This window comes from Pseudomonas sp. NPDC098740 (genome assembly GCF_044760065.1).
GTDB lineage: Bacteria > Pseudomonadota > Gammaproteobacteria > Pseudomonadales > Pseudomonadaceae > Aquipseudomonas > Aquipseudomonas rossensis.
Genome location: NZ_JBIWAM010000009.1, coordinates 22,418 through 45,677, shown reverse-complemented (window position 1 = coordinate 45,677; position 23,260 = coordinate 22,418). Strand labels below are relative to the sequence as shown.

General features: G+C 58.4%; 25 protein-coding genes, 3 tRNA genes and 2 pseudogenes. 11 read left to right on the top strand and 19 right to left on the bottom strand.

Going from position 1 to position 23,260, the window contains the following annotated elements:
- The 4 genes and pseudogenes from tig to ACIQU2_RS13490 form a co-directional block, all read right to left on the bottom strand.
- Positions 1 to 883: pseudogene (tig, locus tag ACIQU2_RS13505) on the bottom strand (trigger factor); the annotation flags it as partial.
- A gap of 476 nt (positions 884 to 1,359) precedes the next feature.
- Positions 1,360 to 1,444 (bottom strand) — tRNA-Leu (locus tag ACIQU2_RS13500).
- Positions 1,445 to 1,498: 54 nt separating this feature from the next.
- Positions 1,499 to 1,574, bottom strand: a tRNA-His gene (locus ACIQU2_RS13495).
- A gap of 40 nt (positions 1,575 to 1,614) precedes the next feature.
- A tRNA-Arg gene (locus tag ACIQU2_RS13490) sits at positions 1,615 to 1,691 on the bottom strand.
- Positions 1,692 to 1,970: 279 nt separating this feature from the next.
- On the opposite strand from ACIQU2_RS13490, the gene folD reads away from it, so the two are divergent.
- Together folD and pbpG are read left to right on the top strand one after the other, a co-directional pair.
- Positions 1,971 to 2,825 (top strand): bifunctional methylenetetrahydrofolate dehydrogenase/methenyltetrahydrofolate cyclohydrolase FolD, encoded by an 855-nt coding sequence (gene folD, locus ACIQU2_RS13485; protein ID WP_008148421.1) that lies wholly within the window; start codon positions 1,971 to 1,973, stop codon positions 2,823 to 2,825.
- 238 nt (positions 2,826 to 3,063) lie between these two features.
- The gene (pbpG, locus tag ACIQU2_RS13480) at positions 3,064 to 4,002 is read left to right on the top strand and encodes a D-alanyl-D-alanine endopeptidase (RefSeq protein WP_403141364.1); all 939 of its coding nucleotides are present in this window, start codon (positions 3,064 to 3,066) and stop codon (positions 4,000 to 4,002) included.
- A gap of 55 nt (positions 4,003 to 4,057) precedes the next feature.
- On the opposite strand, the gene ACIQU2_RS13475 is transcribed toward pbpG, so the two are convergent.
- The 3 genes and pseudogenes from ACIQU2_RS13475 to ACIQU2_RS13465 all read right to left on the bottom strand — a co-directional run bounded on the left by ACIQU2_RS13475 (position 4,058) and on the right by ACIQU2_RS13465 (position 5,318).
- Positions 4,058 to 4,273, bottom strand: coding sequence for a hypothetical protein (locus tag ACIQU2_RS13475; RefSeq protein ID WP_347804367.1), 216 nt, complete (start codon positions 4,271 to 4,273; stop codon positions 4,058 to 4,060).
- A 17-nt stretch (positions 4,274 to 4,290) separates the two neighbouring features.
- Positions 4,291 to 4,497, bottom strand: coding sequence for a DUF6021 family protein (locus ACIQU2_RS13470; RefSeq protein ID WP_347804366.1), 207 nt, complete (start codon positions 4,495 to 4,497; stop codon positions 4,291 to 4,293).
- 91 nt (positions 4,498 to 4,588) lie between these two features.
- A pseudogene (locus ACIQU2_RS13465) lies at positions 4,589 to 5,318 on the bottom strand (peptidase C39 family protein).
- A gap of 167 nt (positions 5,319 to 5,485) precedes the next feature.
- Between ACIQU2_RS13465 and ACIQU2_RS13460 the strand changes: the two are divergent.
- A complete protein-coding gene (locus ACIQU2_RS13460; RefSeq protein WP_347804365.1) occupies positions 5,486 to 5,656 on the top strand; it encodes a hypothetical protein in 171 nt (56 codons plus the stop codon).
- Between the two features lie 77 nt (positions 5,657 to 5,733).
- Here the strand turns inward: ACIQU2_RS13460 and ACIQU2_RS13455 are convergent, their stop codons facing one another.
- Positions 5,734 to 6,483 (bottom strand): TerC family protein, encoded by a 750-nt coding sequence (locus ACIQU2_RS13455; RefSeq protein WP_347805677.1) that lies wholly within the window; start codon positions 6,481 to 6,483, stop codon positions 5,734 to 5,736.
- 28 nt (positions 6,484 to 6,511) lie between these two features.
- Positions 6,512 to 6,754, bottom strand: a complete 243-nt coding sequence (locus ACIQU2_RS13450) for a hypothetical protein (RefSeq protein ID WP_283188639.1) — start codon at positions 6,752 to 6,754, stop codon at positions 6,512 to 6,514.
- 134 nt (positions 6,755 to 6,888) lie between these two features.
- Here ACIQU2_RS13450 and nhaR point away from each other — a divergent pair, with 134 nt between their 5' ends.
- Complete coding sequence (gene nhaR, locus ACIQU2_RS13445; protein WP_403141356.1) at positions 6,889 to 7,788, top strand: transcriptional activator NhaR; 900 nt, start codon at positions 6,889 to 6,891, stop codon at positions 7,786 to 7,788.
- A 4-nt stretch (positions 7,789 to 7,792) separates the two neighbouring features.
- On the opposite strand, the gene ACIQU2_RS13440 is transcribed toward nhaR, so the two are convergent.
- A complete protein-coding gene (locus tag ACIQU2_RS13440) occupies positions 7,793 to 8,947 on the bottom strand; it encodes an MFS transporter (RefSeq protein WP_403141355.1) in 1,155 nt (384 codons plus the stop codon).
- Positions 8,948 to 9,226: 279 nt separating this feature from the next.
- Between ACIQU2_RS13440 and sstT the strand changes: the two genes are divergently transcribed.
- Positions 9,227 to 10,459, top strand: a complete 1,233-nt coding sequence (gene sstT, locus ACIQU2_RS13435; protein WP_403141353.1) for a serine/threonine transporter SstT — start codon at positions 9,227 to 9,229, stop codon at positions 10,457 to 10,459.
- 158 nt (positions 10,460 to 10,617) lie between these two features.
- On the opposite strand, the gene ACIQU2_RS13430 is transcribed toward sstT, so the two are convergent.
- The 5 genes from ACIQU2_RS13430 to ACIQU2_RS13410 are packed head-to-tail and all read right to left on the bottom strand — an operon-like array spanning position 10,618 to position 14,729.
- On the bottom strand, positions 10,618 to 11,127 hold the full coding sequence (locus ACIQU2_RS13430; protein ID WP_008148402.1) for a DUF1993 family protein: 510 nt from the start codon (positions 11,125 to 11,127) through the stop codon (positions 10,618 to 10,620).
- Between the two features lie 39 nt (positions 11,128 to 11,166).
- The gene (locus tag ACIQU2_RS13425) at positions 11,167 to 12,687 is read right to left on the bottom strand and encodes an ArnT family glycosyltransferase (protein ID WP_403141348.1); all 1,521 of its coding nucleotides are present in this window, start codon (positions 12,685 to 12,687) and stop codon (positions 11,167 to 11,169) included.
- A gap of 3 nt (positions 12,688 to 12,690) precedes the next feature.
- Positions 12,691 to 12,969 (bottom strand): lipid-A-disaccharide synthase N-terminal domain-containing protein, encoded by a 279-nt coding sequence (locus tag ACIQU2_RS13420; RefSeq protein WP_076028031.1) that lies wholly within the window; start codon positions 12,967 to 12,969, stop codon positions 12,691 to 12,693.
- A complete protein-coding gene (locus ACIQU2_RS13415) occupies positions 12,966 to 13,706 on the bottom strand; it encodes a glycosyltransferase family 2 protein (RefSeq protein ID WP_403141346.1) in 741 nt (246 codons plus the stop codon). The genes ACIQU2_RS13420 and ACIQU2_RS13415 overlap by 4 nt, the downstream gene beginning before the upstream one ends.
- Positions 13,707 to 13,751: 45 nt before the next feature.
- Positions 13,752 to 14,729 (bottom strand): NAD-dependent epimerase, encoded by a 978-nt coding sequence (locus ACIQU2_RS13410; RefSeq protein WP_403141343.1) that lies wholly within the window; start codon positions 14,727 to 14,729, stop codon positions 13,752 to 13,754.
- Between the two features lie 310 nt (positions 14,730 to 15,039).
- Between ACIQU2_RS13410 and ACIQU2_RS13405 the strand changes: the two genes are divergently transcribed.
- The gene (locus tag ACIQU2_RS13405; protein ID WP_074878482.1) at positions 15,040 to 15,687 is read left to right on the top strand and encodes a YceH family protein; all 648 of its coding nucleotides are present in this window, start codon (positions 15,040 to 15,042) and stop codon (positions 15,685 to 15,687) included.
- A gap of 170 nt (positions 15,688 to 15,857) precedes the next feature.
- Here the strand turns inward: ACIQU2_RS13405 and ACIQU2_RS13400 are convergent, their stop codons facing one another.
- Complete coding sequence (locus ACIQU2_RS13400) at positions 15,858 to 16,376, bottom strand: cupin domain-containing protein (RefSeq protein ID WP_403141341.1); 519 nt, start codon at positions 16,374 to 16,376, stop codon at positions 15,858 to 15,860.
- Between the two features lie 12 nt (positions 16,377 to 16,388).
- A complete protein-coding gene (locus ACIQU2_RS13395) occupies positions 16,389 to 17,240 on the bottom strand; it encodes a shikimate 5-dehydrogenase (protein ID WP_403141338.1) in 852 nt (283 codons plus the stop codon).
- 245 nt (positions 17,241 to 17,485) lie between these two features.
- On the opposite strand from ACIQU2_RS13395, the gene ACIQU2_RS13390 reads away from it, so the two are divergent.
- The 3 genes from ACIQU2_RS13390 to ACIQU2_RS13380 all read left to right on the top strand — a co-directional run bounded on the left by ACIQU2_RS13390 (position 17,486) and on the right by ACIQU2_RS13380 (position 18,581).
- Positions 17,486 to 17,869 carry a hypothetical protein gene (locus ACIQU2_RS13390; protein ID WP_403141335.1) on the top strand — a complete coding sequence of 128 codons (384 nt, stop codon included), beginning with the start codon at positions 17,486 to 17,488 and terminating at the stop codon, positions 17,867 to 17,869.
- A 234-nt stretch (positions 17,870 to 18,103) separates the two neighbouring features.
- A complete protein-coding gene (locus ACIQU2_RS13385) occupies positions 18,104 to 18,298 on the top strand; it encodes a hypothetical protein (protein ID WP_003179723.1) in 195 nt (64 codons plus the stop codon).
- A gap of 100 nt (positions 18,299 to 18,398) precedes the next feature.
- Positions 18,399 to 18,581: a hypothetical protein gene (locus ACIQU2_RS13380; RefSeq protein WP_283188649.1), complete on the top strand. Its 183-nt coding sequence runs from the start codon at positions 18,399 to 18,401 to the stop codon at positions 18,579 to 18,581.
- Here ACIQU2_RS13380 and ACIQU2_RS13375 read toward each other — a convergent pair.
- Complete coding sequence (locus ACIQU2_RS13375; protein WP_347805687.1) at positions 18,578 to 19,639, bottom strand: AI-2E family transporter; 1,062 nt, start codon at positions 19,637 to 19,639, stop codon at positions 18,578 to 18,580. The two genes, ACIQU2_RS13380 and ACIQU2_RS13375, sit on opposite strands and share 4 nt — an antisense overlap.
- A gap of 176 nt (positions 19,640 to 19,815) precedes the next feature.
- On the opposite strand from ACIQU2_RS13375, the gene yegQ reads away from it, so the two are divergent.
- A complete protein-coding gene (gene yegQ, locus ACIQU2_RS13370) occupies positions 19,816 to 21,141 on the top strand; it encodes a tRNA 5-hydroxyuridine modification protein YegQ (RefSeq protein WP_403141330.1) in 1,326 nt (441 codons plus the stop codon).
- 7 nt (positions 21,142 to 21,148) lie between these two features.
- Here the strand turns inward: yegQ and ACIQU2_RS13365 are convergent, their stop codons facing one another.
- Complete coding sequence (locus tag ACIQU2_RS13365; protein ID WP_403141328.1) at positions 21,149 to 22,012, bottom strand: LysR substrate-binding domain-containing protein; 864 nt, start codon at positions 22,010 to 22,012, stop codon at positions 21,149 to 21,151.
- 95 nt (positions 22,013 to 22,107) lie between these two features.
- Here ACIQU2_RS13365 and ACIQU2_RS13360 point away from each other — a divergent pair, with 95 nt between their 5' ends.
- Complete coding sequence (locus ACIQU2_RS13360; protein ID WP_403141326.1) at positions 22,108 to 23,019, top strand: DMT family transporter; 912 nt, start codon at positions 22,108 to 22,110, stop codon at positions 23,017 to 23,019.
- Positions 23,020 to 23,260 lie beyond the last annotated feature (241 nt).

Sequence of the window (23,260 nt, the reverse complement as noted above, 5' to 3'; positions counted from 1 at the left end):
GGTCAACTTCGTTGGACAGCAAAGCCTTAGGCACTTCGATCGGGTTGGTGGCCAGCAGGCCGTCCATTACCTGATTCTTGACCTTGGATTTGATCGCCTGACGCAGTTCACGCTCCATGTTCTTGCGAACTTCGGTGCGGAAGCCTTCCAGGCCGGTTTCCTTGATGCCGAATTGAGCGAAGAATTCTTCGGTCAGCTCTGGCAGTTTTGGCTCGGAAACAGTGTTCACGGTCACGGTGAACTCAGCGGTTTTGCCTGCCAGGTCGAGGTTCTGATAGTCCTCTGGGAAGGTCAGGTTCAGAACGCGCTCTTCGCCGGCTTTAGCGCCAACCAGACCGTCTTCGAAGCCAGGGATCATGCGGCCGGAACCCAGAACCAGCTGAGTACCTTTGGCAGAACCGCCAGCGAACACTTCACCGTCGACCTTGCCGACGAAATCGATGTTCAGCTGGTCTTCGTTTTGAGCAGCGCGATCGGCCACTTCGAAACGGGTGTTCTGCTTGCGCAGCACTTCCAGCATTTTGTCCAGATCGGCATCAGCCACGTCAGCGCTCAGGCGCTCAACCGCGATACCTTCGAAACCGGCAACGGTGAACTCAGGGAACACTTCGAAAATCGCGACGTATTCCAGGTCTTTGCCAGCTTCCAGCGATTTCGGCTCGATCGAAGGAGCGCCAGCCGGGTTAAGCTTTTGTTCAACAACAGCTTCGTAGAAAGAAGACTGGATCACGTCGCCAACCGCTTCCTGACGTGCATCAGCACCAAAACGGCGCTTGATTTCACTCATTGGCACTTTGCCTGGACGGAAGCCAGCAATCTTGGCCTTTTGGGCAGTCTGCTGCAGACGCTTGTTGACCTGAGTCTCGATGCGCTCAGCCGGCACGGTGATGCTCATGCGGCGCTCAAGAGCAGAAGTATTTTCAACAGAAACTTGCATGGATATTCCTCGTTGCACAGACGTTAGCCGGCCGTTTCCGACCCCAGAATCAAGGGCATGCATTCTAGTGGGTCAAACTCAAGAAGTCACCCTACTGAAAACGGGTAAAAAAGCAGCAGGCAATTTATAGGCGGGGACAAACGGTTGTGCCTCGCCCTGTTAGCAAATACAGCCAATCATGCCAGGGCTCTGCACCAATCCTTCTATATATAGAAGGCATCGGCAATCCATCCCTGACAGTCGACCCCACAAGGGGACCAACGGGCGAATCAGCATCATCGAGAAACATAAATCCGACGATCCGAGCCGCCCTTTCGACCCAGAACCTGCGGCCACTTTGAAAATTCAGACTTCTAAAACAAAAACGGCGCAGCCCTTTTCAGGTGCTGCGCCGTTTTCTGCTATTAAATAGCTACTTGTAATGGTGCGGACGGAGAGACTCGAACTCTCACACCTTGCGGCGCTGGAACCTAAATCCAGTGTGTCTACCAATTCCACCACATCCGCATCAAGCTTTTAAAGCAAAGGCGCCAGACTGTTAATCTGGCGCCTTTCTAAATATGGGGTGGACGAAGGGGATCGAACCCTCGACAACGGGAGTCACAATCCCGTGCTCTACCAACTGAGCTACGCCCACCATATTGCCATGTTGCGTTACTTGTGCCAAAGCTGCCTAATGGCGCACCCGGCAGGACTCGAACCTGCGACCATCCGCTTAGAAGGCGGATGCTCTATCCAGCTGAGCTACGGGCGCCTTGTTAATCTGTATTCTTGGACGATTACAAACTAAGTGCTTTCAGTCTCACCGAATCAAACATCAACTCTGCTCGACCTTCTTAACCAGTGCTAGGCTGTGCCCGACAAGTGCGACGAATGTTATAGGTGACCCTGAAGGTCGTCAACTCTTTTTTAAAAAAAATTCATTTAATTAAAGGGGTTAGGGGAATTTGCAGACCAAGCGCCTTTGCCCTCACCTCATGACATGCGAGAATGCGTTCTCTTTTTTTCCCCTCTCGATGGTTAATCACGCGCAATGACTGCACAACTAATCGACGGCAAATCGATCGCCGCCAGCCTGCGCCAGCAGATCGCCAAACGCGTCAACGAGCGTCGCCAGCAAGGTCTGCGCACGCCCGGTCTCGCGGTGATTCTGGTCGGCAGCGATCCCGCCTCTCAGGTTTATGTCTCGCACAAGCGTAAAGACTGTGAAGAGGTCGGCTTCATTTCCCAAGCCTACGACCTGCCTTCCGAAACCACTCAAGAAGCGCTGACCGATCTGATCGATCGCCTGAACGACGACCCGGCGATTGATGGCGTTCTGCTTCAGCTTCCTTTACCTGAACACCTGGACGCCTCCAAATTGCTGGAACGCATTCGTCCAGACAAGGACGTCGACGGTTTCCACCCTTATAACGTCGGTCGCCTCGCCCAGCGTATTCCGCTGCTGCGTCCGTGCACCCCTAAAGGCATCATGACGTTGCTGGAAAGCACCGGTGTCGATCTCTACGGGATGGACGCAGTGGTTGTCGGGGCCTCCAACATTGTTGGCCGCCCGATGGCAATGGAATTGCTGCTGGCCGGCTGCACCGTGACCGTCACCCACCGCTTCACCAAGGATCTGGCAGGCCACGTCGGTCGCGCCGATCTGGTGGTGGTCGCCGCCGGCAAGCCGGGGCTGGTAAAGGGTGAGTGGATCAAGGAAGGCGCGATCGTGATCGACGTCGGCATCAACCGCCAGGAAGACGGCAAACTGGTCGGTGACGTGATCTACGACACCGCCCTGCCCCGCGCCGGCTGGATCACTCCAGTCCCGGGTGGCGTTGGCCCGATGACTCGCGCTTGCCTGCTGGAAAACACGCTGTACGCAGCCGAAACACTGCACAGCTGAGTTCGCATTTTCATTGCTGCGACGAACAAAGGAACCCCGCCATTGGCGGGGTTCTTTTTGCCTGAACTAAAAACGCTACCACTCGCCGGAAACCTACTGTTTGTAGGGGGTTTCAAGGACTTTGACCTGTTCATTGATCAACCATCGACAGTTCTTCAGCCATACTCCTAAAATGCGTCGTTTTTAAAGAAACAACCCGTTACAGAACGGCTTATCCACACCTAACGAGTCTGCCAGCGTGAAAATCCGTCTTTCCATCCTGAGCCTATTTTTTGCATTTACAGGGACTTTCACCACGCCAATGGTCAACGCTGCCGACACCACTTCGGCGCCGCGAGATACGTCAACACTGAAGATCGCTTCCAGCAGCGCATTGCTGCTGGATATGCAGACCAACAAAATCATCTATGCCAGCAACCCTGACGTGGTAGTGCCGATCGCTTCCGTCAGCAAACTGATGGCTGGCCTGATCGTCGTCGAAGCCAATCAGAACATGGACGAATACCTTTCCATCAACATCAGCGACACGCCGGAAATGAAAGGCGTGTTTTCCCGAGTCAAACTCAAAAGCGAATTGCCGCGCCGGGAAATGCTGCTGATTGCCCTGATGTCCTCGGAAAACCGCGCTGCCGCGAGCCTTGCCCATCACTACCGTGGCGGCTATGTTGCGTTCATTGCAGCGATGAATGCCAAAGCCAAGGCACTGGGCATGACCAGCACGCACTTCGTCGAACCCACCGGCCTCTCACCTCGCAACGTGTCCACGGCCCGCGACCTGAGCAAACTGCTGATCGCTGCGCACAAGTACCCACTGCTGACTGAGCTGAGTACGACCAAGCAAAAAACCGTCTCGTTCCGTAAACCCAACTACAGCCTGGGTTTCCGTAATACCGACCATTTGGTCAACAAGCCGAACTGGGACATCAAGCTGACGAAAACCGGCTTCACCAACGAGGCAGGTCACTGCCTGGTGCTGGTCACCAGCATGGGCAATCGCCCTGTTGCGCTGGTCATCCTCGACGCCTTTGGCAAGTACACACACTTTGCCGATGCCAGTCGCATCCGCAGCTGGGTTGAAACCGGCAGGGGCACGAACGTGCCGTCTGTAGCCTTGCAGTACAAATCCGACAAGAACCTCAAGCATCGTCAGAGCGGCGTGGTTGAAGCGTCGAAATAAGTAAACGACAGGTAAAAGAAAGCCCCGGCTATTCGGGGCTTTTTTTCGTCCAGCGTTAATCATTGGGCAACGGCATCTGGTCGTCATCTGGAATGCCGTCCCCGGCACTCGGATTTCTCGTGCCGTGGGGATGTTCCGTTGGCACTACCATCGGACGCGCCAAGGGATCCCTTAACGGATCGTTCGGATCCATCACGGGGTCAACACCCTCTTCCGGCGTGGTTGGAACGCTGTCCGGACGTTTGTCGTTGAAACTCGAATCGGTAGACATACGCACCTCACTATGACTCAGGGTTTCAGATCGGCGAGTGGATCGTAAGGCTTCGCAGGCGCCTTGGGATTATCGCCCGGCTTCACATCCCTCGGGGCCTTGGCGGGTCCGATGGGGTCGACCTGAGGATCGGCGAGGTCCGGTGAATCGGGGTCGAACCCCAACTCATCGCCCGACGAATGCTCGGACGAGTGCGGGCCGACGGGAGTATTGGAATGAACCATGGGCGCCTCCTGGTCACAGCCCGCAGAAATACGGGCTCTATACCTTAGAAGCCGGCAACGTGCAGGGGTGCCCGACAGATGACGAACGGACTTACTGCGCGTTCAGCGCTTTCTTCGCCCTGGCGGCCGCCTGCTCTTGACCTGCCTGGGCAAGGTCGCTCGCTGCCTTGAGCCATCGCTGTTGATCGACATTGGCCGGCAGTTGATTCGGCTTCTGAATCAGCACGGCCCAGCCACCGGCATCCTTGAGCGCCGATTCAAACGAACCGAAGCCCATCAACTCCCGACGATTCATGCCCGAGCGCAGCAGCACTGTCTGTTTCTGACGGTTGTACCCGGCAAGAATGGCGTAACGCGGTTCAGCCCAGAACGCCGAGCCTTCCGTGAAACGCACCATTACCGGGTAACCGGCCGCAACCTGGGTCAACAGTGCAGGCAGATTGCTGTCGAGGGGATAGACGAGCATGCCGTACTCGCGAGCGAGGTTCTGCATGTTCTGCTGCAACTGGGCTTCGGCACCCGGCAAATGCAACGGTTTTTCGAGCAAACCTGGCGTAGTCACAATGCCTTGCTGGGACAACATGCTGGCCAGCACTTGCGGCCCACTCTGATTCGCCACGCCACGGTAGAACGTGCCACTGAGCTCGACTCGCTCGGGCAGGCGCTTGATTTCAGGCGCCACACTCCCCGCGCAGCCAGACAGACCTGCAACGCAGCCAACGACCAGCACTAACGATCGAATTCGAGAAAATACCCGCACCATCATCACTCTCTTGATTTAGACGCCAGGCATTCGCGCTTCCGGCTTGGCCGTCGATCATAGGACGCCGCGCGGCAGCGGTATAGCCTTAACCGGCAGATGATGGCATTCGATAGAGCGAACTGATTGGTGACAGCCGACCTTTGGTCAATAGCCTGAAACACAGCAGCGACTAGACTGTCATGTGCAAAGAGTGTGTGCCCGCAGCAGGGCGAAGAGGAGGCACTGATGAGCCTGGCAATGACCATTGTGATGTTGATTTCTGGCTGGCTGGCCGTTGCCGCCGCCATGTTATGGGGAGTCCTGCGAATTACCCGTCGGCACCATCACCACCCTGCTCAATCGGCGCCGTTGGTGAAAACGGATGAAACCACTGCACACCACGCCAGCGCGCACTGACTGGCACTTTTTTAACAGCAAAAAAAACGGCCGCCTGCCCTCTTTCGAGCGCAGGCGGCCGTTTCGTTTATCGCCCGTTAAGCTTCAGTAGCTACACGCTTTTGCTTTGACCGCCGCGACATCATGTTCAAACCCTCGATCGTCGCCGAGAACGCCATGGCCGCGTAGACGTAGCCTTTCGGTACGTGGGCGCCGAAGCCTTCGGCGATCAGCGTCATGCCGATCATGATCAGGAAGCCCAGCGCCAGCATCACCACCGTCGGGTTGTCGTTGATGAACTTGGCCAAAGGATCAGCCGCCAGCAACATCACCAGTACCGACACCACCACCGCGATGATCATAATCGGCAAATGCTCGGTCATGCCGACAGCGGTAATGATGCTGTCGATGGAAAACACCATGTCCAGCATCAGGATCTGACCGATGGCGGCAGCGAAGCCAAGCGTCACGGCCGAAGTAGCCGACTTCGGATCATCCGGTGCCGGGTCCATGCTGTGATGGATCTCGGTGGTCGCCTTCCACAACAGGAACAAGCCACCGGCGATCAGGATCATGTCTTTCCAGGAGAACGCATGGCCGAGAATGTCGATCACAGGCTCAGTCAACTGGACGATGAACGCGATCGTGCTCAACAGCGCCAGTCGCAGGATCAGCGCCATGCCGATACCGATGCGCCGTGCCTTCTGCCGGTGCTGCTCGGGCAGTTTATTGGTCAGGATCGAAATGAAGATCAGGTTATCTATGCCGAGCACGATTTCCATGACGATCAACGTGGCCAAGGCAACCCAGGCGGTGGGGCTTGCAGCAAGTTCTAAAAGGTATTCCATGGGTCAGTCCTGACTCTTTTAAGACGGTTTAGATTTCCTGGGACGAAGATTCGGTTTTGTCTTTATCTTCGTTTGATGATTCTTTCTTGCTGATCAGGCCGCCGGTGGCGTCGCTGATTGCTTGCTCGGCGGCTTTGTGGGTGTCATCGATCGCCTGCTTGGCGGTTTCGGCAGCCTTGCCCATCAGTTGCTGAGCGCTTTTCTCGGCCTGGTCGCAACCGGCCAATACCAGTAAAGACGTAATCAGCAGTGCCGTGGTTTTAAGCTTCATGATGCTTTCCTCGATAGAACAGACAGGGCGAAAAGGCCACCCGTCGATAGCGGGGCATTCTAGGGAGGCAAACACTTCAGGAAAATTCGTATTTTTAGCAGCTATACTTCGGTTTTTGCGAACTGTAGGTCGTCATGCTCAACTATCGGCAATTGCATTACTTCTGGGTGGTGGCCAAGACCGGCAGCATCGTGCGCGCCTGCGAGCAACTGAACCTGACGCCGCAGACCATCAGCGGGCAGATTTCGCTGCTCGAACAAACCTATGGCATCGAGCTGTTTCGCCGGGTCGGCCGGCAGCTGGAACTCACCGAAGCCGGGCGTCAGACACTGCCCTACGCCGAGCAAATGTTTCAGCTGGGCGGCGAACTGGAGCTGATGCTGCGAGCACAGCCCAACGAACAGCAGATTCTGTTTCGGGTTGGCGTGGCAGATGTGGTGCCCAAATCCATCGTCTATCGCCTGATTGCGCCGACCATGGAATTGAGGGAGCCGCTGCGCATCACCTGTCGCGAAGACAAACTGGAACGCCTGCTCGCCGACCTGGCGATCCAGCGGCTCGACCTGGTGATTTCCGACAGCCCGATGCCCTCGCACCTGGACATAAAGGGCTACAGCCAGAAACTCGGAGAATGCGGGATCAGCTTCTTCGCCACTGCTGAACTGGCGGCGCAATACGGTCAGGATTTCCCCCGCAGCCTGCACGGCGCACCGCTGCTGATTCCAGGGCCGGAGACCGTGGTGCGCAGTCGCTTGCAGCGCTGGTTTGCCGAGCAGCAGATCCAGCCGCGTATCGTCGGCGAGTTCGACGACAGCGCCTTGATGCAGGCTTTCGGCCAATCCGGCAGCGGGATCTTCATCGGCCCGAGCGTGATTGCCGATGAGGTAATACGCCAATACGGCGTGGAATTGATGGGCCAGACCGACGCGGTGACCGAGTCGTTCTACGCCATTTCGGTGGAACGCAAGGTCAAGCACCCCGGCATTGTCGCCATTACCGAAGGTGCCCGACGCGAGCTGTTCACCGAGATGTGAGGTGTCAGGCGCAGACTTCGCGGGGCTTGAAGGTCATCAACGCGATGGCCAAGAGGATCGAGGCGAGGATAAAAGCGGCCGCCGCGAAACCAAGACCTTGCAGGCCTACACCGTCGATGACCCTACCGCCGATCATGGCGCCCAGGCCGATCCCGAGGTTAGCCCCCGCAATGTTCAACGACGCCGCGAACGCCGGCGCTTCGGGTGCGGCCTTCATCAATCGCACATGGCTGACCAGGAACAACGCCGCCTGAGTCACGCCCCAGATCCCCATCGCTGCAGCCAGACCCAGCGGCGAATGAATGTTCGGCACCAACGCCACCAGGCCGGCGATCATGAATGCGCAGAACATCATCGAGGCGATCAACGGATGACGATCCACCGCGCGGCCGCCCAATGAGTTGCCGATCAAGCCGACCGCGCCGAAGCCCATCAGGCACCAGCCGACCACCGTGCCGCTGAAACCGGCCAGTCGCTCAAGAATGTCCGCCAGATAGGTGTAAGCGGTAAACATGCCGCTGAACACCAGGATCGACAGCAGCACATGGCCCAGCATCAGCGGGCTGCGCAGGATCCTGAACTGCGAGCGAAAGCTCACCTGATGCTGATGCAGATTGGTTTTCGGCAGGTAGATAAACAGCAGCAATGCCTTGGCAAACGCGATCACCGCCAGAATGCCGAAAGCGCTGCGCCAGCCGAATGCATCGGAGATCAGTGTGCCCACCGGAATGCCGAATACGGTGGCGCAGACAATCCCGAATCCGATCTTGGCGATGGCGCGACCGGCGTAGTCCGGGCCGACAATGTCCACCGCGGTTTCACTGGCCAGCGCCCAGAACACTGGCAGCCCCAACGCGGGGATCAACCGGGCGGCGGACATCACCCAGATGTTCGGCGCAAACGCCGCGAGGGTGTTGGCCAGGCCGAACATGATCAGCACCGAGATGAACAATTTGCGGCGCTCGAACCGGGCGAAATAGGCGGTCAGGAACGGCCCGAATGCGGCGACCGTGAAGGCGAACAAGGTCACCAGCAAACCCGCTTGCGGGATGGTGACTTCAAGGTCTCGAGCGATCGCCGGCAACAGGCCGACGATGATGAATTCCGTGGTCAGCACCGTGAAACCGGCGGCAGACAACAGAAGGATGGGCAACAGCATGCAGAACTCCAGAAAACGACGACACCAGCGATAGCCCGAAGGCCCACTGGCATGACTTGAAAATGAGGATGGCGAATCTTAACAGAGTGTTTCCGATCAGGGTTGCACGAACCTGCCGATCTCGTTGACCCACGGGCGGCAGATCGTCACAGGTCTGAAGGATAAAGGCCACGCTGTGATAAAGTCCGCGCCCCGCGATACGTACACCCTATTCATCGGCCATTGATTGGCATTGATGTCGCGATACCCCGCACCTAAAAAAATCAGAGATGCCGCTTTATGACCGCTCCATCCCCTTCTCTATGGTTACGCCTGAAACGCTTAAGCCTGGTCACACAAATCATCATCGGCCTGATCGCCGGGATTGCCCTCGCGCTGTTCGCACCGGAGGTGGCGAAGTCCACTGCGTTTATCGGCAAAGTCTTTGTATCGGCGCTTAAAGCTGTCGCGCCGATTCTGGTGTTCGTGCTGGTCATGGCCTCGATCGCCAACCATAAGCACGGCCAGGAAACCCACATCCGGCCGATTCTGTTTCTGTATCTGCTAGGGACTTTCGCGGCGGCGGTGGTGGCTGTTGTCGCCAGCACGTTGTTCCCGTCGAGCCTGGTATTGGCGACTCACGACGTTGCGGTCACCGCGCCGGGCGGTATCAGTGAAGTGCTGCAGAGCCTGCTGTTGAGTGTGGTCGACAACCCGGTCAGTGCGCTGATGAATGCCAACTTCATCGGCATTCTGGCGTGGGCGATTGGTATGGGCGTTGCCATTCGCCATGCCGGCGACACCACTCGCGAGGTGCTCGGCGACGTGTCTAACGGCGTGACCCTGATCGTGCGTTTGGTGATTCGTTTCGCGCCACTGGGGATCTTCGGCCTGGTGGCTTCGACCCTCGCCACCTCCGGTTTCGGTGCCTTGATCGGCTATGTGCATCTGCTGGCGGTTTTGCTGGGCTGCATGCTGTTTGTGGCGCTGGTGATGAACCCGGTCATCGTGTTCTGGAAACTGCGTCGCAACCCTTATCCGCTGGTGATCACGTGCTTGCGCGAAAGCGGTATCACTGCATTTTTCACCCGCAGCTCGGCGGCGAACATTCCGGTCAATCTGGAATTGAGCAAGCGCCTGGGCCTGCACGAAGACACCTACTCGGTCTCGATTCCGCTCGGTGCGACCATCAACATGGCCGGCGCGGCGATCACCATTACCGTGCTGACCCTGGCCGCCGTGCATACGCTGGGCATCGCCGTGGACATTCCGACCGCCATCCTGCTGAGCATCGTAGCGGCGATCTGTGCCTGTGGCGCTTCGGGCGTGGCAGGCGGTTCGTTGCTGTTGATTCCACTGGCGTGCAGCCTGTTTGGCATCCCCAGTGAAATCGCCATGCAGGTGGTGGCCGTCGGGTTCATCATCGGTGTGCTGCAGGACTCGGCGGAAACGGCGCTGAACTCCTCCACCGACGTACTGTTTACCGCGGCGGCGTGCCTGGGCGAAGACGAGAGAGCCCAGCGTCTGGCGTAACAAAGATCAAAAGATCGCAGCCTCGTTTCACTCGACAGCTCCTACAGGCGGTACGCATCTCAATGTAGGAGCTGTCGAGTGAAACGAGGCTGCGATCTTTTGATTCAAAAAAACCCGCCAAGGTTCACACCTTGGCGGGCTTTTTTACGCTGGGAGGTTTAGAACGCGCCCATGTAATCGCGCTTGCCTACTTCCACACCGTTGTGACGCAGCAGTGCGTAGGTGGTGGTGACGTGGAAGAAGAATTGCGGCAGACCGTAACTCAGCAGGTAAGCCTGGCCAGTGAAGCGCTTCTCTTTCGGCGTGCCCTGACGGGTGATGATTTCGATGCCTTCCTTGCCGTCGATCTGTTCCGGTTTGATCTCGCCGATGAAGGCCAGCACTTTGGCGATCAGCGCTTGCAGCTCGGCGAACGTGGTTTCGGTGTCGTCGTATTTCGGCAGTTCAACTTCGGCCAGACGCGCGGAAACGCCCTTGGCGAAATCAACGGCGATCTGCACCTGACGGACCAGCGGGAACATGTCCGGGTACAGACGGGCTTGCAGGAAAGCATTTGGGTCGATGTTCTTGGCCGTGGCGTGGGCTTCGGCCTTGTTCAAAACATCGCTCAGGGCGTTGAGCATTTGTTTGAAAACCGGGACGGAAGCGGCGTACAGAGAAATAGTCATGGCAGTCTCGTGTTGTGACAGGAGGGAAACGTGGGGCGATTATAGCCATGCGCGGTCCCAGGTGAAGCGATAGATATTGGCTGGCTGTCCGGGATGACAACGGCCGTTATCGGCATCGACACCGACGATCGACCACTGTGCGCGCGAAGTTTCCCCCAGTTCACGGGCGGCCTGAGGATTGAAACACCGGCTCAGCAGTTCATCCGGCACCAAGGCATACGCCTGACGATGCTCGCGCAGCCATTGAGCGGCCTGCTCGACCGTGGAGCCGATCATTCCGAAATGCACGATCGGCTGTCGAGCGAACAACCAGTGACCCTCGCGCCAGTTGACCAGCACCAGGTCTGCGCCCTGGGTCATCGCCGCTGCTTGCGCCATCAGCGCCTCGTGGGGATTGGGTCCATCCTTGACCGGGTCGATGAAACCGCGAGCGAACCACAGCGTGAACCACGTGACGGCCAACACCTGGAACACCCGCCGACCGCGCGGGCGCTTGCCGAACCAGCGCTTGAGCAGCCACGGAATCAGCGGCGCTGCAACCAGCACCAGCCCGGGCAACGCCGGATAGATGTACAACTTGCGTTTGCCGCTGCTCAGGCAAAAGAACAGTACCACCAGTACGACCCAACCCAGCAGCACCAGCACTCGACCGTCACGCTTGCGCAACTGCCGCCGCCAGGCGGGCACGAGCCACGGCAAGGCAAGCACCAACGGCATCCAGTATTGCGGGATGACGTTGACGAAGAAATACCAGAACGGTTCTCGGTGATCCCACGCGGCGGCATAGCGCCCCGCTGTCTGGCGCAGCAGAATTTCCCGTGCGTAGGCGATTTCGTCAGCGGCGCCATTGAATGCGATGGACACCGCCAAGGGCAGCAGCCAGATCGCGACGGCGCCAAGCACCACCAAAAAACCCAGGCACCACTTGCGCGCCTCACCCGGCATGGCCACCACCCCAGGCCAGCCTTTGCGCACCGCGTAGGCATACGGAATCAGCATCAACGCCGGGACGAAGCCGACCCCTTTGGTGATCACGCCAATGCCCATGGCCGCGCATCCCACGTAAAACCAACGCCAGGCGGGCCCGAGCAGCAGGTGGCGAACCAGGCCGTACAGGCCCAGAGAGGTGAACAGAATCAGAAAGCTGTCGATCTGACCGGTCCGCAGAATGCTGTACGTCTGATACGTGGCCAGGTACAACAGCGCTGCTGTTCGTCCGGCCCGCTGATTCCATAACCGGCGACCCAGGTCGTAAAGCATGGCCGTGACCCATGTGGCAGACAAAAGCCCCGGAATATAAAGGGCAAGGGCGGGCATTCCGGTGATCCAGGTGAAAAACGCCACCGTCCACATGAAAATCGGTGGTTTGTCGCCGTAGATCTCGGCGGCTCGGTGCGGAATCAACCAAGAACCGTTGTGCAGCATCTCCAGCGCAACGCCGAGGAAACGCTCCTCGTCGACATTCTGCGGCTGACGCAGACCGAACCCGGCACCGACCAATAAAAGAGCAAGCAACATCAGGCCCAGGCATTCGACACTGGGTGACAGGGTTCGGCGCACGGTTCAGTCCTTCAAGGTTTTGCTGCGGGCAATCAATTGCAGGTTGCGCAAATAGACGATGGAGCCGAACGCCTGACCGGCGATGAAAACCGGGTCCTGTCGGTAAATGGCGTAAGCAAACAGCAGCGCACTGCCGACGATGCTCAGGTACCAGAAGCTCACCGGAATTACGCTGCGCTTCTTGTATTCGCTGTACAGCCACTGCAGGACAAAGCGACCGGTGAAGGCGATCTGGCCACTGAAACCGACCACCAGCCACAGGGTTTCGCGGGACAGGTTCATCCTTCGATCTCCTGCGCATGGGCATGCAGACGCGTGCGCCTGATCAGCCACCAGACGCCGATCAGATCGAGAATGCCCACCAGGGCGCGGTCGATGTTTCCGTATTTGGATACCCCGGCCGTGCGGGGCCGATGGTTGACCGGATGGGTGATCATCCGGCCGTTATGACGCTGGATCAGCGCAGGAATGAACCGGTGCATGTGGTCGAAGTACGGCAAGCGCAGAAACGCCCCCCGCTGTATCAGTTTCAGCCCGCAGCCGGTGTCCGGCGTCTGGTCCTTGAGCATCCGGCTACGTAACCCGTTGGCAAAACGCGAGGCCCAGCGCTTGCTCGCGGTATCGCGCCGGTTGACTCGGTGCCCGGCCACCAACTGAAGGTCGACGCTCCCCTGCTCGCTGCGCACTAATGCCAGCATGCCGGGGATATCAGCCGGGTCGTTCTGACCGTCGCCATCGAGCGTGGCCAGCCATTGGCCACGAGCGGCGAGCGCCGCATGGTAGAGCGAAGTGCTCTGCCCCAGCGAACGCTCATGGCGCAGGATACGCAACGTGCTCAGGCCGCTGTGCCGGGTCTGCCGCAGTTCCTGCAAGGAAGCGTCAGTACTGCCATCGTCCACGACGATGATTTCATACGCCTCATCGACCAGTGCGATACGGATTTCTTCGAGCAGCGATTTGAGATTGCTCGCCTCGTTCTTTGCCGGAATCAGGACGGATACAAATATGTCTTGGCTCATAGAGACCCCTATTACCCTGGATTTTTATGATCAAGGGCCAACGTTTCATCTCTGATAAAAGTGGCGATACCACTTCACAAATTCCGCGACGCCGGCCTCAACCGTCACTTGTGGACGGAAATCGACCCACTGCGCCAATGCCGACACATCCGCCCAGGTCTTGACCACATCGCCAGCCTGCAGCGGCAGGAAGTTGCGCCAGGCCTTCCTATCCAATGCCGACTCCAGACAATCGACGAAATCCAGCAGCGCCACCGGCGTGCCGCGCCCGATGTTGAAGATGCGATTGGCGCCATCGCCAGGTCCGTCCGATAACGGCGGTCTTGGGCGCAGGCGCGCAATGCTTTCGACGATGTCGTCGATGTAGGTGAAGTCGCGCGACATCTGGCCTTGGTTGTAGAGGTCAATCGGCCTGCCGTTGAGGATCGCTTCGGTAAATTTGAACAGCGCCATGTCGGGGCGCCCCCAAGGTCCGTAAACGGTAAAAAAACGCAGACCGCTGGCCTTCAGTCCATACAGATGGCTGTAGCTGTGAGCCATCAGCTCATTGGCACGTTTGCTGGCGGCATACAGGGAAATCGGATGGTCGACGGCGTCTTCGACGCTGAACGGCATTTTGCTGTTGGTGCCATACACCGAGCTGCTCGATGCATAAATCAGATGCTCGGGGCGATGGTGCCGGCAGGCTTCCAGCACATTCAGAAAACCCGTCAGGTTCGATTGCGCATACACGTCCGGGTTGTCCAGCGAGTAGCGAACGCCCGCCTGGGCAGCCAGATGGATAACCTCTGTGAAGCCGTGATCCTTAAACAGTGCCATCAAGGCCGGTTTGTCGACGATATCCATCGTCTGGAAACGAAAGCCCGACAAGGGCTTCAGCTCCTCAAGCCGTGCGTGTTTGAGTTCCACGCTGTAGTAGTCGTTGAGATTATCGATACCGACCACCTCAAGACCTTCCTGACACAAGCGCTTGACCGTGTGATACCCGATGAAACCGGCGGCGCCGGTGACCAGTACGGTCATAGCGGGCGCGCGCCGATCAGCGCATTATTGCGGGTCGATGCCCACGTCAGCTTCATGCCTTGCTCCACTGCACAATTAATAAGGCCGGTGACGTCGTCGATGGGAATTTTCGCCGTACCCGTCATAAGCCGCAGTCATCTGTAGCCATGCATACGGTGCACGTCTGATTGTTAAGATGGCGTGACACGTTGATTTAGGTTTTGTGACCATCGCCAAGGTACGGCGACGAATTCAGTTGCCATTGGCACCCGTCAATTTAAAGTGCATGCCAGCAGGAGAAAATCATGAACCCGGGAAGGAATGCAGAATCATGAGCACTGAGCAAGAAACGACCTTCGACGAGCCGCGACTCAACAGCACGGAAATCCGCATTCTGGGTTCGTTGATCGAAAAACAGGCCACCAGCCCGGAAACCTATCCGCTGACCCTCAATGCGCTGGTGATTGCCTGCAACCAGAAAACCAGCCGCGAGCCGGTGATGAACCTGACCCAGGGTCAGGTCGGCCAAAGCCTGCGCGCCCTCGAAGGACGCGGCTTTACCAAACTGGTGATGGGCAGTCGTGCGGATCGCTGGGAACACAAAGTCGACAAGGCACTGGAACTGGTGCCGGCTCAAGTCATTCTTGCGGGGCTGCTGTTCCTGCGTGGTCCGCAAACGGTCAATGAACTGCTGACCCGCAGCGGCCGCATGCATGACTTCGAAGATGCCGAGCAGGTGGTGCATCAACTGGAACGCTTGATCGCTCGCGGTCTGGCGCTGTTGATTCCGCGCCAGGCCGGTCAGCGTGAAGACCGCTACATGCACGCCTTGGGCGACCCGGCGGACATCGAGGTGATCCTGGCGGCACGGCAGAACCCGACCGAGCGTGGCGCGGGTGGTGGCGTATCGGTTGAGCGGATCGAAGAGCTCGAGGCGCGAATTGCGGCGCTGGAAGAGCGTCTGGCCCGCCTCGAATAAACAACGCGACCTGTGTAGCAGCTGCCGAGCCTGCGAGGCTGCGTCCGGCTGCGAAGCAGTCGTTAAATCAAGCGATGCGGTGTTTCAGGAAAACCTTACATATAGGGTTTACGACTGCTGCGCAGCCGGACGCAGCCTCGCAGGCTCGGCAGCTGCTACACAGGCTGCGGTTATTCACCGTCCCAGTAATCCACGCCGTCCGCCGGCCTGGCGACGGCGACGAAGCCCGAGGCATTGCCCTCGGCATCGACCTTGAAGTTGTCCATCACCACGTACTTGCCGGAGTCCGGGTACTCGCAAATCTCGGGTGATTGCTGGGTGCTGACCGCCAGGTAGCGCAGCTCAGCGTTGCTGGTGTTGATGATCTGGTGCGCAGTTTCAGGGCCGCCCGGTGGACAGGCAATGACATCACCGGCGCGAACGGGAAAGCGCTCGGCGCCCAAGCGAATTTCCCCTTCCCCGGCCACGATGTAAAACATCTCCTCGTTGACCCGATGACTGTGAAACGGGCTGCCACGCATCCCCGGTTCCAGCGCGTACAGGCGATAACCCAGCTTCTGCGCTCCAAGTTGCTGGCCGATGCGCGCCTGCCGTTGCTGATAGCGGTCGGCGGTGTCTCCCGTCGGCGCAAACGCTTCGGGCAGCGGTTCAAGCTCGGCTTGATCCAGATTAAGAATGGCAGGATGCATGAGTCACCTCAGTCACGGTTTCGCTTGTTGGGCAGCAGGATAGCCAAGGCCACTTCGGGCAAATTCCACGGCTTTGTGAAACTGCTCATCGGTCGGCCGCACGCCGGTGTACAACACGAACTGCTCCAGCGCCTGGATCGCGATCACTTCCAGCCCGGTGATCACTCGCTTGCCTTCAGCACGAGCGCGCACAATCAACGGTGTTTCCGAGGGGACTGCCACTACATCGAAGACAGTCTCGGCAGCAGCGATGGTTTCAACATCGAACGCCAACTGATCGGCCTCGGGGCCGGACATACCAATCGGTGTGACGTTGATCAGCATCTGCGGCCGCTCCGAGCCCAGCTCCGCTTGCCATCGATAGCCCAGCGATTCGGCCAACGCCCGTCCGGCACGCTCGTTACGGGCGACGATCAGGCCATTTTTGTAGCCACCATCGCGCAAGGCACTGGCCACAGCCTTGGCCATGCCGCCGCTGCCGCGCAGGGCAAAGGTCAATTCCTTCGGCACCTGGTGGGTGTCAAGCAACTGGGTGATCGCGATGTAGTCGGTGTTGTAAGCCTTGAGATGGCCGTTAGTGTTAACGATGGTGTTGATTGATTGAATGGCCGCAGCGGAGGGGTCCAGTTCATCGACCAGGGCTATGCAGGCCTCCTTGAACGGCATCGACACACCGCAACCACGAATCCCCAAGGCGCGAATGCCAACAACGGCGCCTGGCAGATCCTGACTGCTGAAGGCCTTGTAGTAAAAATTCAGGTCCAGTTGCTCATACAGATGATTGTGAAACCGCAAACCGAAGTTCCCGGGACGTGCGGCAAGCGACATGCACAGCTGGGTGTCTCTGTTGGGGTTCATCTGCATGAAAAATCTCCTTGAATAGCACTTTCAGATGGACGGGATTAGCCAATCCATCGGGTCTGATCGATCATAACGGCGTATCTGCACGCGGCCTCACTGAACCGTAAAGAAGCTAATACAGACCTTACACAAAATTTACCCAACGGCTGTGCTGATTTTCAAAAAAACGCTGTCTTAGAAGTATCCCCGCGACAATCCTTGGGCCTATTGCAGACACAAGCGCCGGGGCGAAGAACCGAGGAACTATCATGATCCGTAAAATCCCTACGGCAGCCTTGCTGATCGGTGCTCTTGCTATCGCAGGGCAGGCAGAGGCTGGCGGCGGTCACGGTTGGGAAGGACCGGCGGTATTTGGTGCGATCGTTGGCTCGGCCATCGTCGGTTCGGCCATCATCAACAGCAACCGGCCGGTCTATGTACAGCAACCGGTTTACGCTCAGCCACAACCGGTTTACTACGGCCCGCCCCCGGTTTATTACCAGCCGGCACCGGTCTACGTGCAACAACCGGTCTATTACGGCCCGCCGCCGGTTTACTACGGCCCGCCACGTGGTTATTACGGTCCGCCGCGTGGTTATTACGGTCCACCGCGCGGTTACTACGGCCCTCCCCACGGCTATGGCCGCTGGTAACCGAATCATCAGGCCCCGCCTCAACAGCGGGGCCTTTTTTGTGACCGTCCGTCGGCAGAGGTCTGGATAAATCTCGCCAAGGTCGCTGTCGGGACAGTCTTTGCGGTGCAAGTTGGCAAGATTGATTCGCCACCTTCCCCCGCTTTGGGAAAAACGGTCATATTTATGTCATGTCGGGTCCGCAATCTTGGATCTGTCCGTTAACAACAGGTTGATAAAAACAAGGACGACCTCATGCCCACGCAAAACCCGCACCGCATTGTCGGCTTGTGCACTTCCAGCAAGGTGTACAACGCACTGACCGAACTCAAGCACCTGGAAGGCCATCGCAGCGCCAAGTTTCTTTCGCTGCTGGCAGAAAACCTGGTGCGAAAAGGCCTGCTCAACGAGCAGGAAGTGGTTCATATGCTGGATCTGGTGGTCGACTGAAGCGAAGCCACATTGGCATCAATGACGACTATCGAAAGCGTTGATTGTCCGTTCAAGCGTCCGGTCCGTAAGGTAGCTCCACAGATTGATGGAGGTACTTATGTCCCAGGTTCAGATCATGTCCGTTATCGGCAGCGCCGTTCCCGCACCGCTTAGAGAGCTAGGATTGCTCGCCTGTTGGTATCTGGTGCAGGACGGCGAACCGATCAGCGGCCCGCTCACCTCGCTGCCGGCCGCCCAGGCACTGTCGCAACGTATCGGCCAAGGCCATCTCAACGCTTAAGGCAGCTGCACCCGCGGCTTGGTTTCAATGAAGATTGACCAGCTCGACATGAACAGTGCGGCGATCAGCGGCCCGATCACAAAACCATTGAGGCCGAAGACCGCCAGACCGCCAAGGGTCGAGATAAGGATCAAATAGTCCGGCATCTTTGTATCCTTGCCCACCAGGATCGGTCGCAGCACGTTATCCACCAGACCGATCACAAAAATCCCGAACAGCATCAGCACCACGCCCTGCCAGATCGCCCCGGCGAACAGGAAAAACGCCGCCACCGGCGCCCAGACAATCCCCGCCCCCACCGCTGGCAACAGCGACAGAAACGCCATCAGCACCGCCCAGAGCAGCGCGCTCGGGACATCCAAAAACCAGAAAATCAAACCGCCCAATGCGCCCTGCGTGATCGCCACCAGCAGGTTGCCCTTCACTGTCGCCCGCACCACGCGATTGAACTTGAGCTGCAGACGGCGTTTCTGGTGTTCATCCAGCGGCACGGCAGCGCGTACTTTTCGCGCCAGTTCTGCACCGTCGCGCAAAAAGAAGAACAGCAGGTACAGCATGATGAAAAACCCCACCACGAATTCGAACGTACCCTGACCAAAACTGAAGGCTTTGTTGGCGATGAACTCATTGCCTGTCACTGCACTCTTGATGATTTTCTCCCGCAACCCGTCCAGCTCGCCAACCCCGGCCCGATCGAGCACATGCTGAAAGTACAGCGGCAGGCTTTGTTTGAAATGCGTCACATACCCGGCGATGTCCAGCTCGCCGCTTTCGATGCTCTTGTACAGTGCGGCCCCTTCTTGCACCAGGAAGATACTGAGGATGATCACCGGCAGGATCGCGATCACCAGGCAGATGCTCAGGGTGAGCAGCGACGTCAGGTTGCGCTCCCAGCCGAACTTCAGTTGCAGTCGACGCTGCAGGGGCGCGAAGAGGATGCCGAGGATGACCGCCCAGAACACCGCGCCGTAAAACGGCAGCAAAATCCAGATGAAAGCGGCGGTGACCAGTCCCAGTAAAATCGCCAATGATTTGTTTTGCAGTTTCTCTTCGTTCATGTCCGATCCATGTCAGTCCGCAGGGGCGCAGGCTCTTGTACTGAAGAGCCGTCCTGATGCTTAGTCCGCCACGGTTCGCGCGAGTGCCATCCGTTTGTTCATCAAGCATAGATCCAGATCAATGAATCTTTGGGGCAAGCCGATTATTCTCGGCGGCTTTTGTGACCGACGCTGCCATGACCCTGCTCCCCCCGGAACTGCTCGCCCCCGCCGGCACCCTGAAAAACATGCGTTATGCCTTCGCCTACGGCGCCGATGCGGTGTACGCCGGTCAGCCGCGCTACAGCCTGCGGGTGCGCAATAACGAATTCGATCACGCCAATCTGGCCCTCGGCATCCACGAGGCCCAGGCTCAAGGCAAGCGCTTCTATGTGGTGGTGAACATCGCCCCGCACAACGCCAAGCTAAAAACCTTCCTCAAAGACCTGGCGCCGGTAATTGCCATGGCGCCGGACGCGCTGATCATGTCCGATCCAGGCCTGATCATGCTGGTCCGCCGGCATTATCCGCAGATGCCGATTCACCTTTCGGTACAGGCCAACACGGTGAACTGGGCCAGTGTCGAGTTCTGGCAGCAACAAGGCTTGAGCCGGATCATCCTGTCGCGGGAACTGTCCCTGGAAGAAATCGCCGAAATCCGCGAGCAAGTCCCAGCGATGGAGCTAGAGGTGTTCGTCCACGGCGCCTTGTGCATGGCCTATTCCGGTCGCTGCCTGTTGTCGGGTTACATGAACAAGCGCGACGCCAATCAGGGCAGTTGCACCAATGCCTGTCGCTGGAAGTACTCGGCGCAGCAGGCCACGGAAAACCAGCTCGGCGAAATCGTGCAGACCTTCCAGCCCGAACCGACCCTGGGCATCGGCGCCCCGACCGATCAGGTGTTCCTGTTGCAGGAAGCCAATCGGCCCGACGAATTGATGCCGGCCTTCGAAGACGAACACGGCACTTACATCATGAACGCCAAGGACCTGCGCGCGGTGCAGCATGTCGAGCGCCTGACGCAGATGGGCGTGCACTCACTGAAAATCGAGGGCCGGACCAAATCCCACTTTTACTGCGCGCGAACCACTCAGGTTTACCGCCGGGCAATCGACGACGCGGTGGCCGGTCGCGAGTTCGACCGCAGCCTGATGACGGATCTGGAATCCCTCGCCCAGCGCGGCTACACCGAAGGTTTTTTGCGGCGGCATGTGCATGACGAATACCAGAACTACCAGCACGGCAGTTCGGTGTCGGAACGGCAGCAGTTTGTCGGCGAGTTGACCGGCGAGCGGCGTGACCGGATGGCGGAAATCAAAGTGAAGAACCGATTTGGCCTGGGCGACCACCTGGAACTGATGACGCCCAAGGGCAACTTCCAATTCGATTTGCAGCAACTGCAAAACGTCAAAGGCGAGCCGATCGAGGTGGCGCCGGGGGATGGGCACACCGTGTACCTGCCGATTCCGGATGCTGTGGATTTACGGTTTGGGTTACTGATGCGCGATGTCAGCGTGCCTTGAAATCCGCCTACGCGAACTCCTCCCGCAACATCCCCACAAACGCCTCCCGCGCCGGGTGAATCCCGGCGTTTTCATGCCAGTAAAACAGGTTGTCGATCGCCGTCAGCTCAGGGAACTCATACCCCGCGCAACCCGCCCCTTTGGCGTACTGATCAAACACGCCTTTTGGCACCAGCGCGACACCCGCCCCAGCACTGACGCAGCCGACAATCGCCCCGTAACTGGCCAGGCTGACGATCGGCAACGCCTGCCCCTGTCGCAGCAACCAATGCTCCAGCGCCGCCCGGTAGGGACAGCCCTGGGGCCACATGAACACGGTCTTGTCCTGCAAATCCGCGATGTTCCGTACCGGCCCAAGGGACGTCGAGGCAATCAACAAAAGCTCCTCGCGGTACATCGGCGTGCGTTTGAGGTGTGAGCGCTCGACATCTACCGCAACGATCGCGCCGTCGAGCCGGTGATTGAGCGTGTCGTCGAGCAATTGGCTCCAGGTGCCGGTGGTCAGCTCCAGCGCCACAGCCGGGAAACGCTTGTGGAATTTCGCCAGCAGCCGCGGCAATCGACCGGTCGCCGACGACTCGATGGCGCCAATGCGCAACGGCCCGGACGGCTCGGCCGAAGGGTCCACCGCGCGCTTGGCTTCCGCCGTCAGGGCGATAATTTTCGAGGCATAAGCCAGAAAGGTTTGCCCCGCTGGGCTGATTCGCAGCCCTCGGCCCTCGCGCAGAAACAGCGCGACTCCCAGTTCCGCTTCCAGGGACTTGATCCGTGCCGTGATGTTCGACGGCACGCAATGCAACAACTCGGCCGCCCGGGCGATGCTGCCGACCTCGGCGACGGTCTTGAACATGCGTATCTGTGCCAGCTCCATACATCACCTAAAGTGAATAGTTGACGCACTATAAGTCAGTTGTGGAGAACAGTCAGGCTTCTGATACTGGGGCATCCGCCTACAGGTGCCCGATCATGAAGCCACTCACGCCCTCCCCCGGTTCTCCCGTCAAACTCATACTGGCCATGGCATTTGTGGTCGGCTGCTGGGGTTACTCACCGACCGGCATTCACATCGGTTTGCGGGCCTATGAGCCTGGTCATCTGGCCTTGCTGCGGTTTCTGCTGGCGTCGGCATTCATGGCGGTGGTCGCAGTGTTCCGAGGCATCAGCCTGCCGAACAGGCGTGACCTGCCGCTGTTGTTCGCGCTCGGTTTCTTTGCCGTGAGCCTGCACCATGTCGCGCTGAACTTCGGCCAGCAAAGTGTCAGCGCCGGCGCCTCCAGTGTGTTGGCGCAATCGACGCCGTTGTTCAGCACATTGCTGGCGCGCTTCGTCTTCAAGGACCGGGTGAGCGCGTGGCGCTGGGGCTGCGTTCTTCTGGGGTTGATCGGCGTGGTGATTGTGGTGGCCGGTGATCACGGACTGGGGAGCATCGACGCCCATGGATTGCTGATCCTGCTGGCGGCGGTGTCATGGAGTTTCTACTTTGCGTTGCAGAAGCATCACTCGCGGCGCTACGACGGGCTGACGTTGGTGTGTTACACGGTTTGGTTCGGGACACTGCTGCTGTTGGTTTATCTCCCGGGGCTGGTGAGCCAGGTCATCACCGCTCCGGTTGAAGTGCAGCTTGCGGTCATCGGGTTGGGCATTTTCCCAAGTGCCCTTGCGTATCTCGCCTGGGCCTATGTGCTGACTCATATGGATTTGAGCCGTGCCACGATGACGCTGTATCTGATTCCACCGACCGCCATGGCGATGGCCTCTTTTGCGCTGGGCGAGCGGCCGACGTTGATGATCATTGGGGGCGCACTGGTGGTGCTGGTCAGCGTGTTGGCCTTGAATCTGGAGCGCAGGCCAATCGTTGCGCAAGTAACCGAGGCCTGATGCAGACCTGTCGTGCACAAAAAGTCCGGCGCAATGGCTAATGCCGATCAGTTAAGCCATTTCAGCCGCTACGCAAACCTTGTAGCAGCTGGCGAAGCCTGCGTTCGGCTGCGAAGCAGTCGTGAAATCAGACGATGCGGTGTTTCAGGAAGACCGCAAACTCAAGTTTCACGACTGCTGCGCAGCCGAACGCAGGCTTCGCCAGCTGCTACGGATTGTGTCGTTCCTTAACTGATCAGCA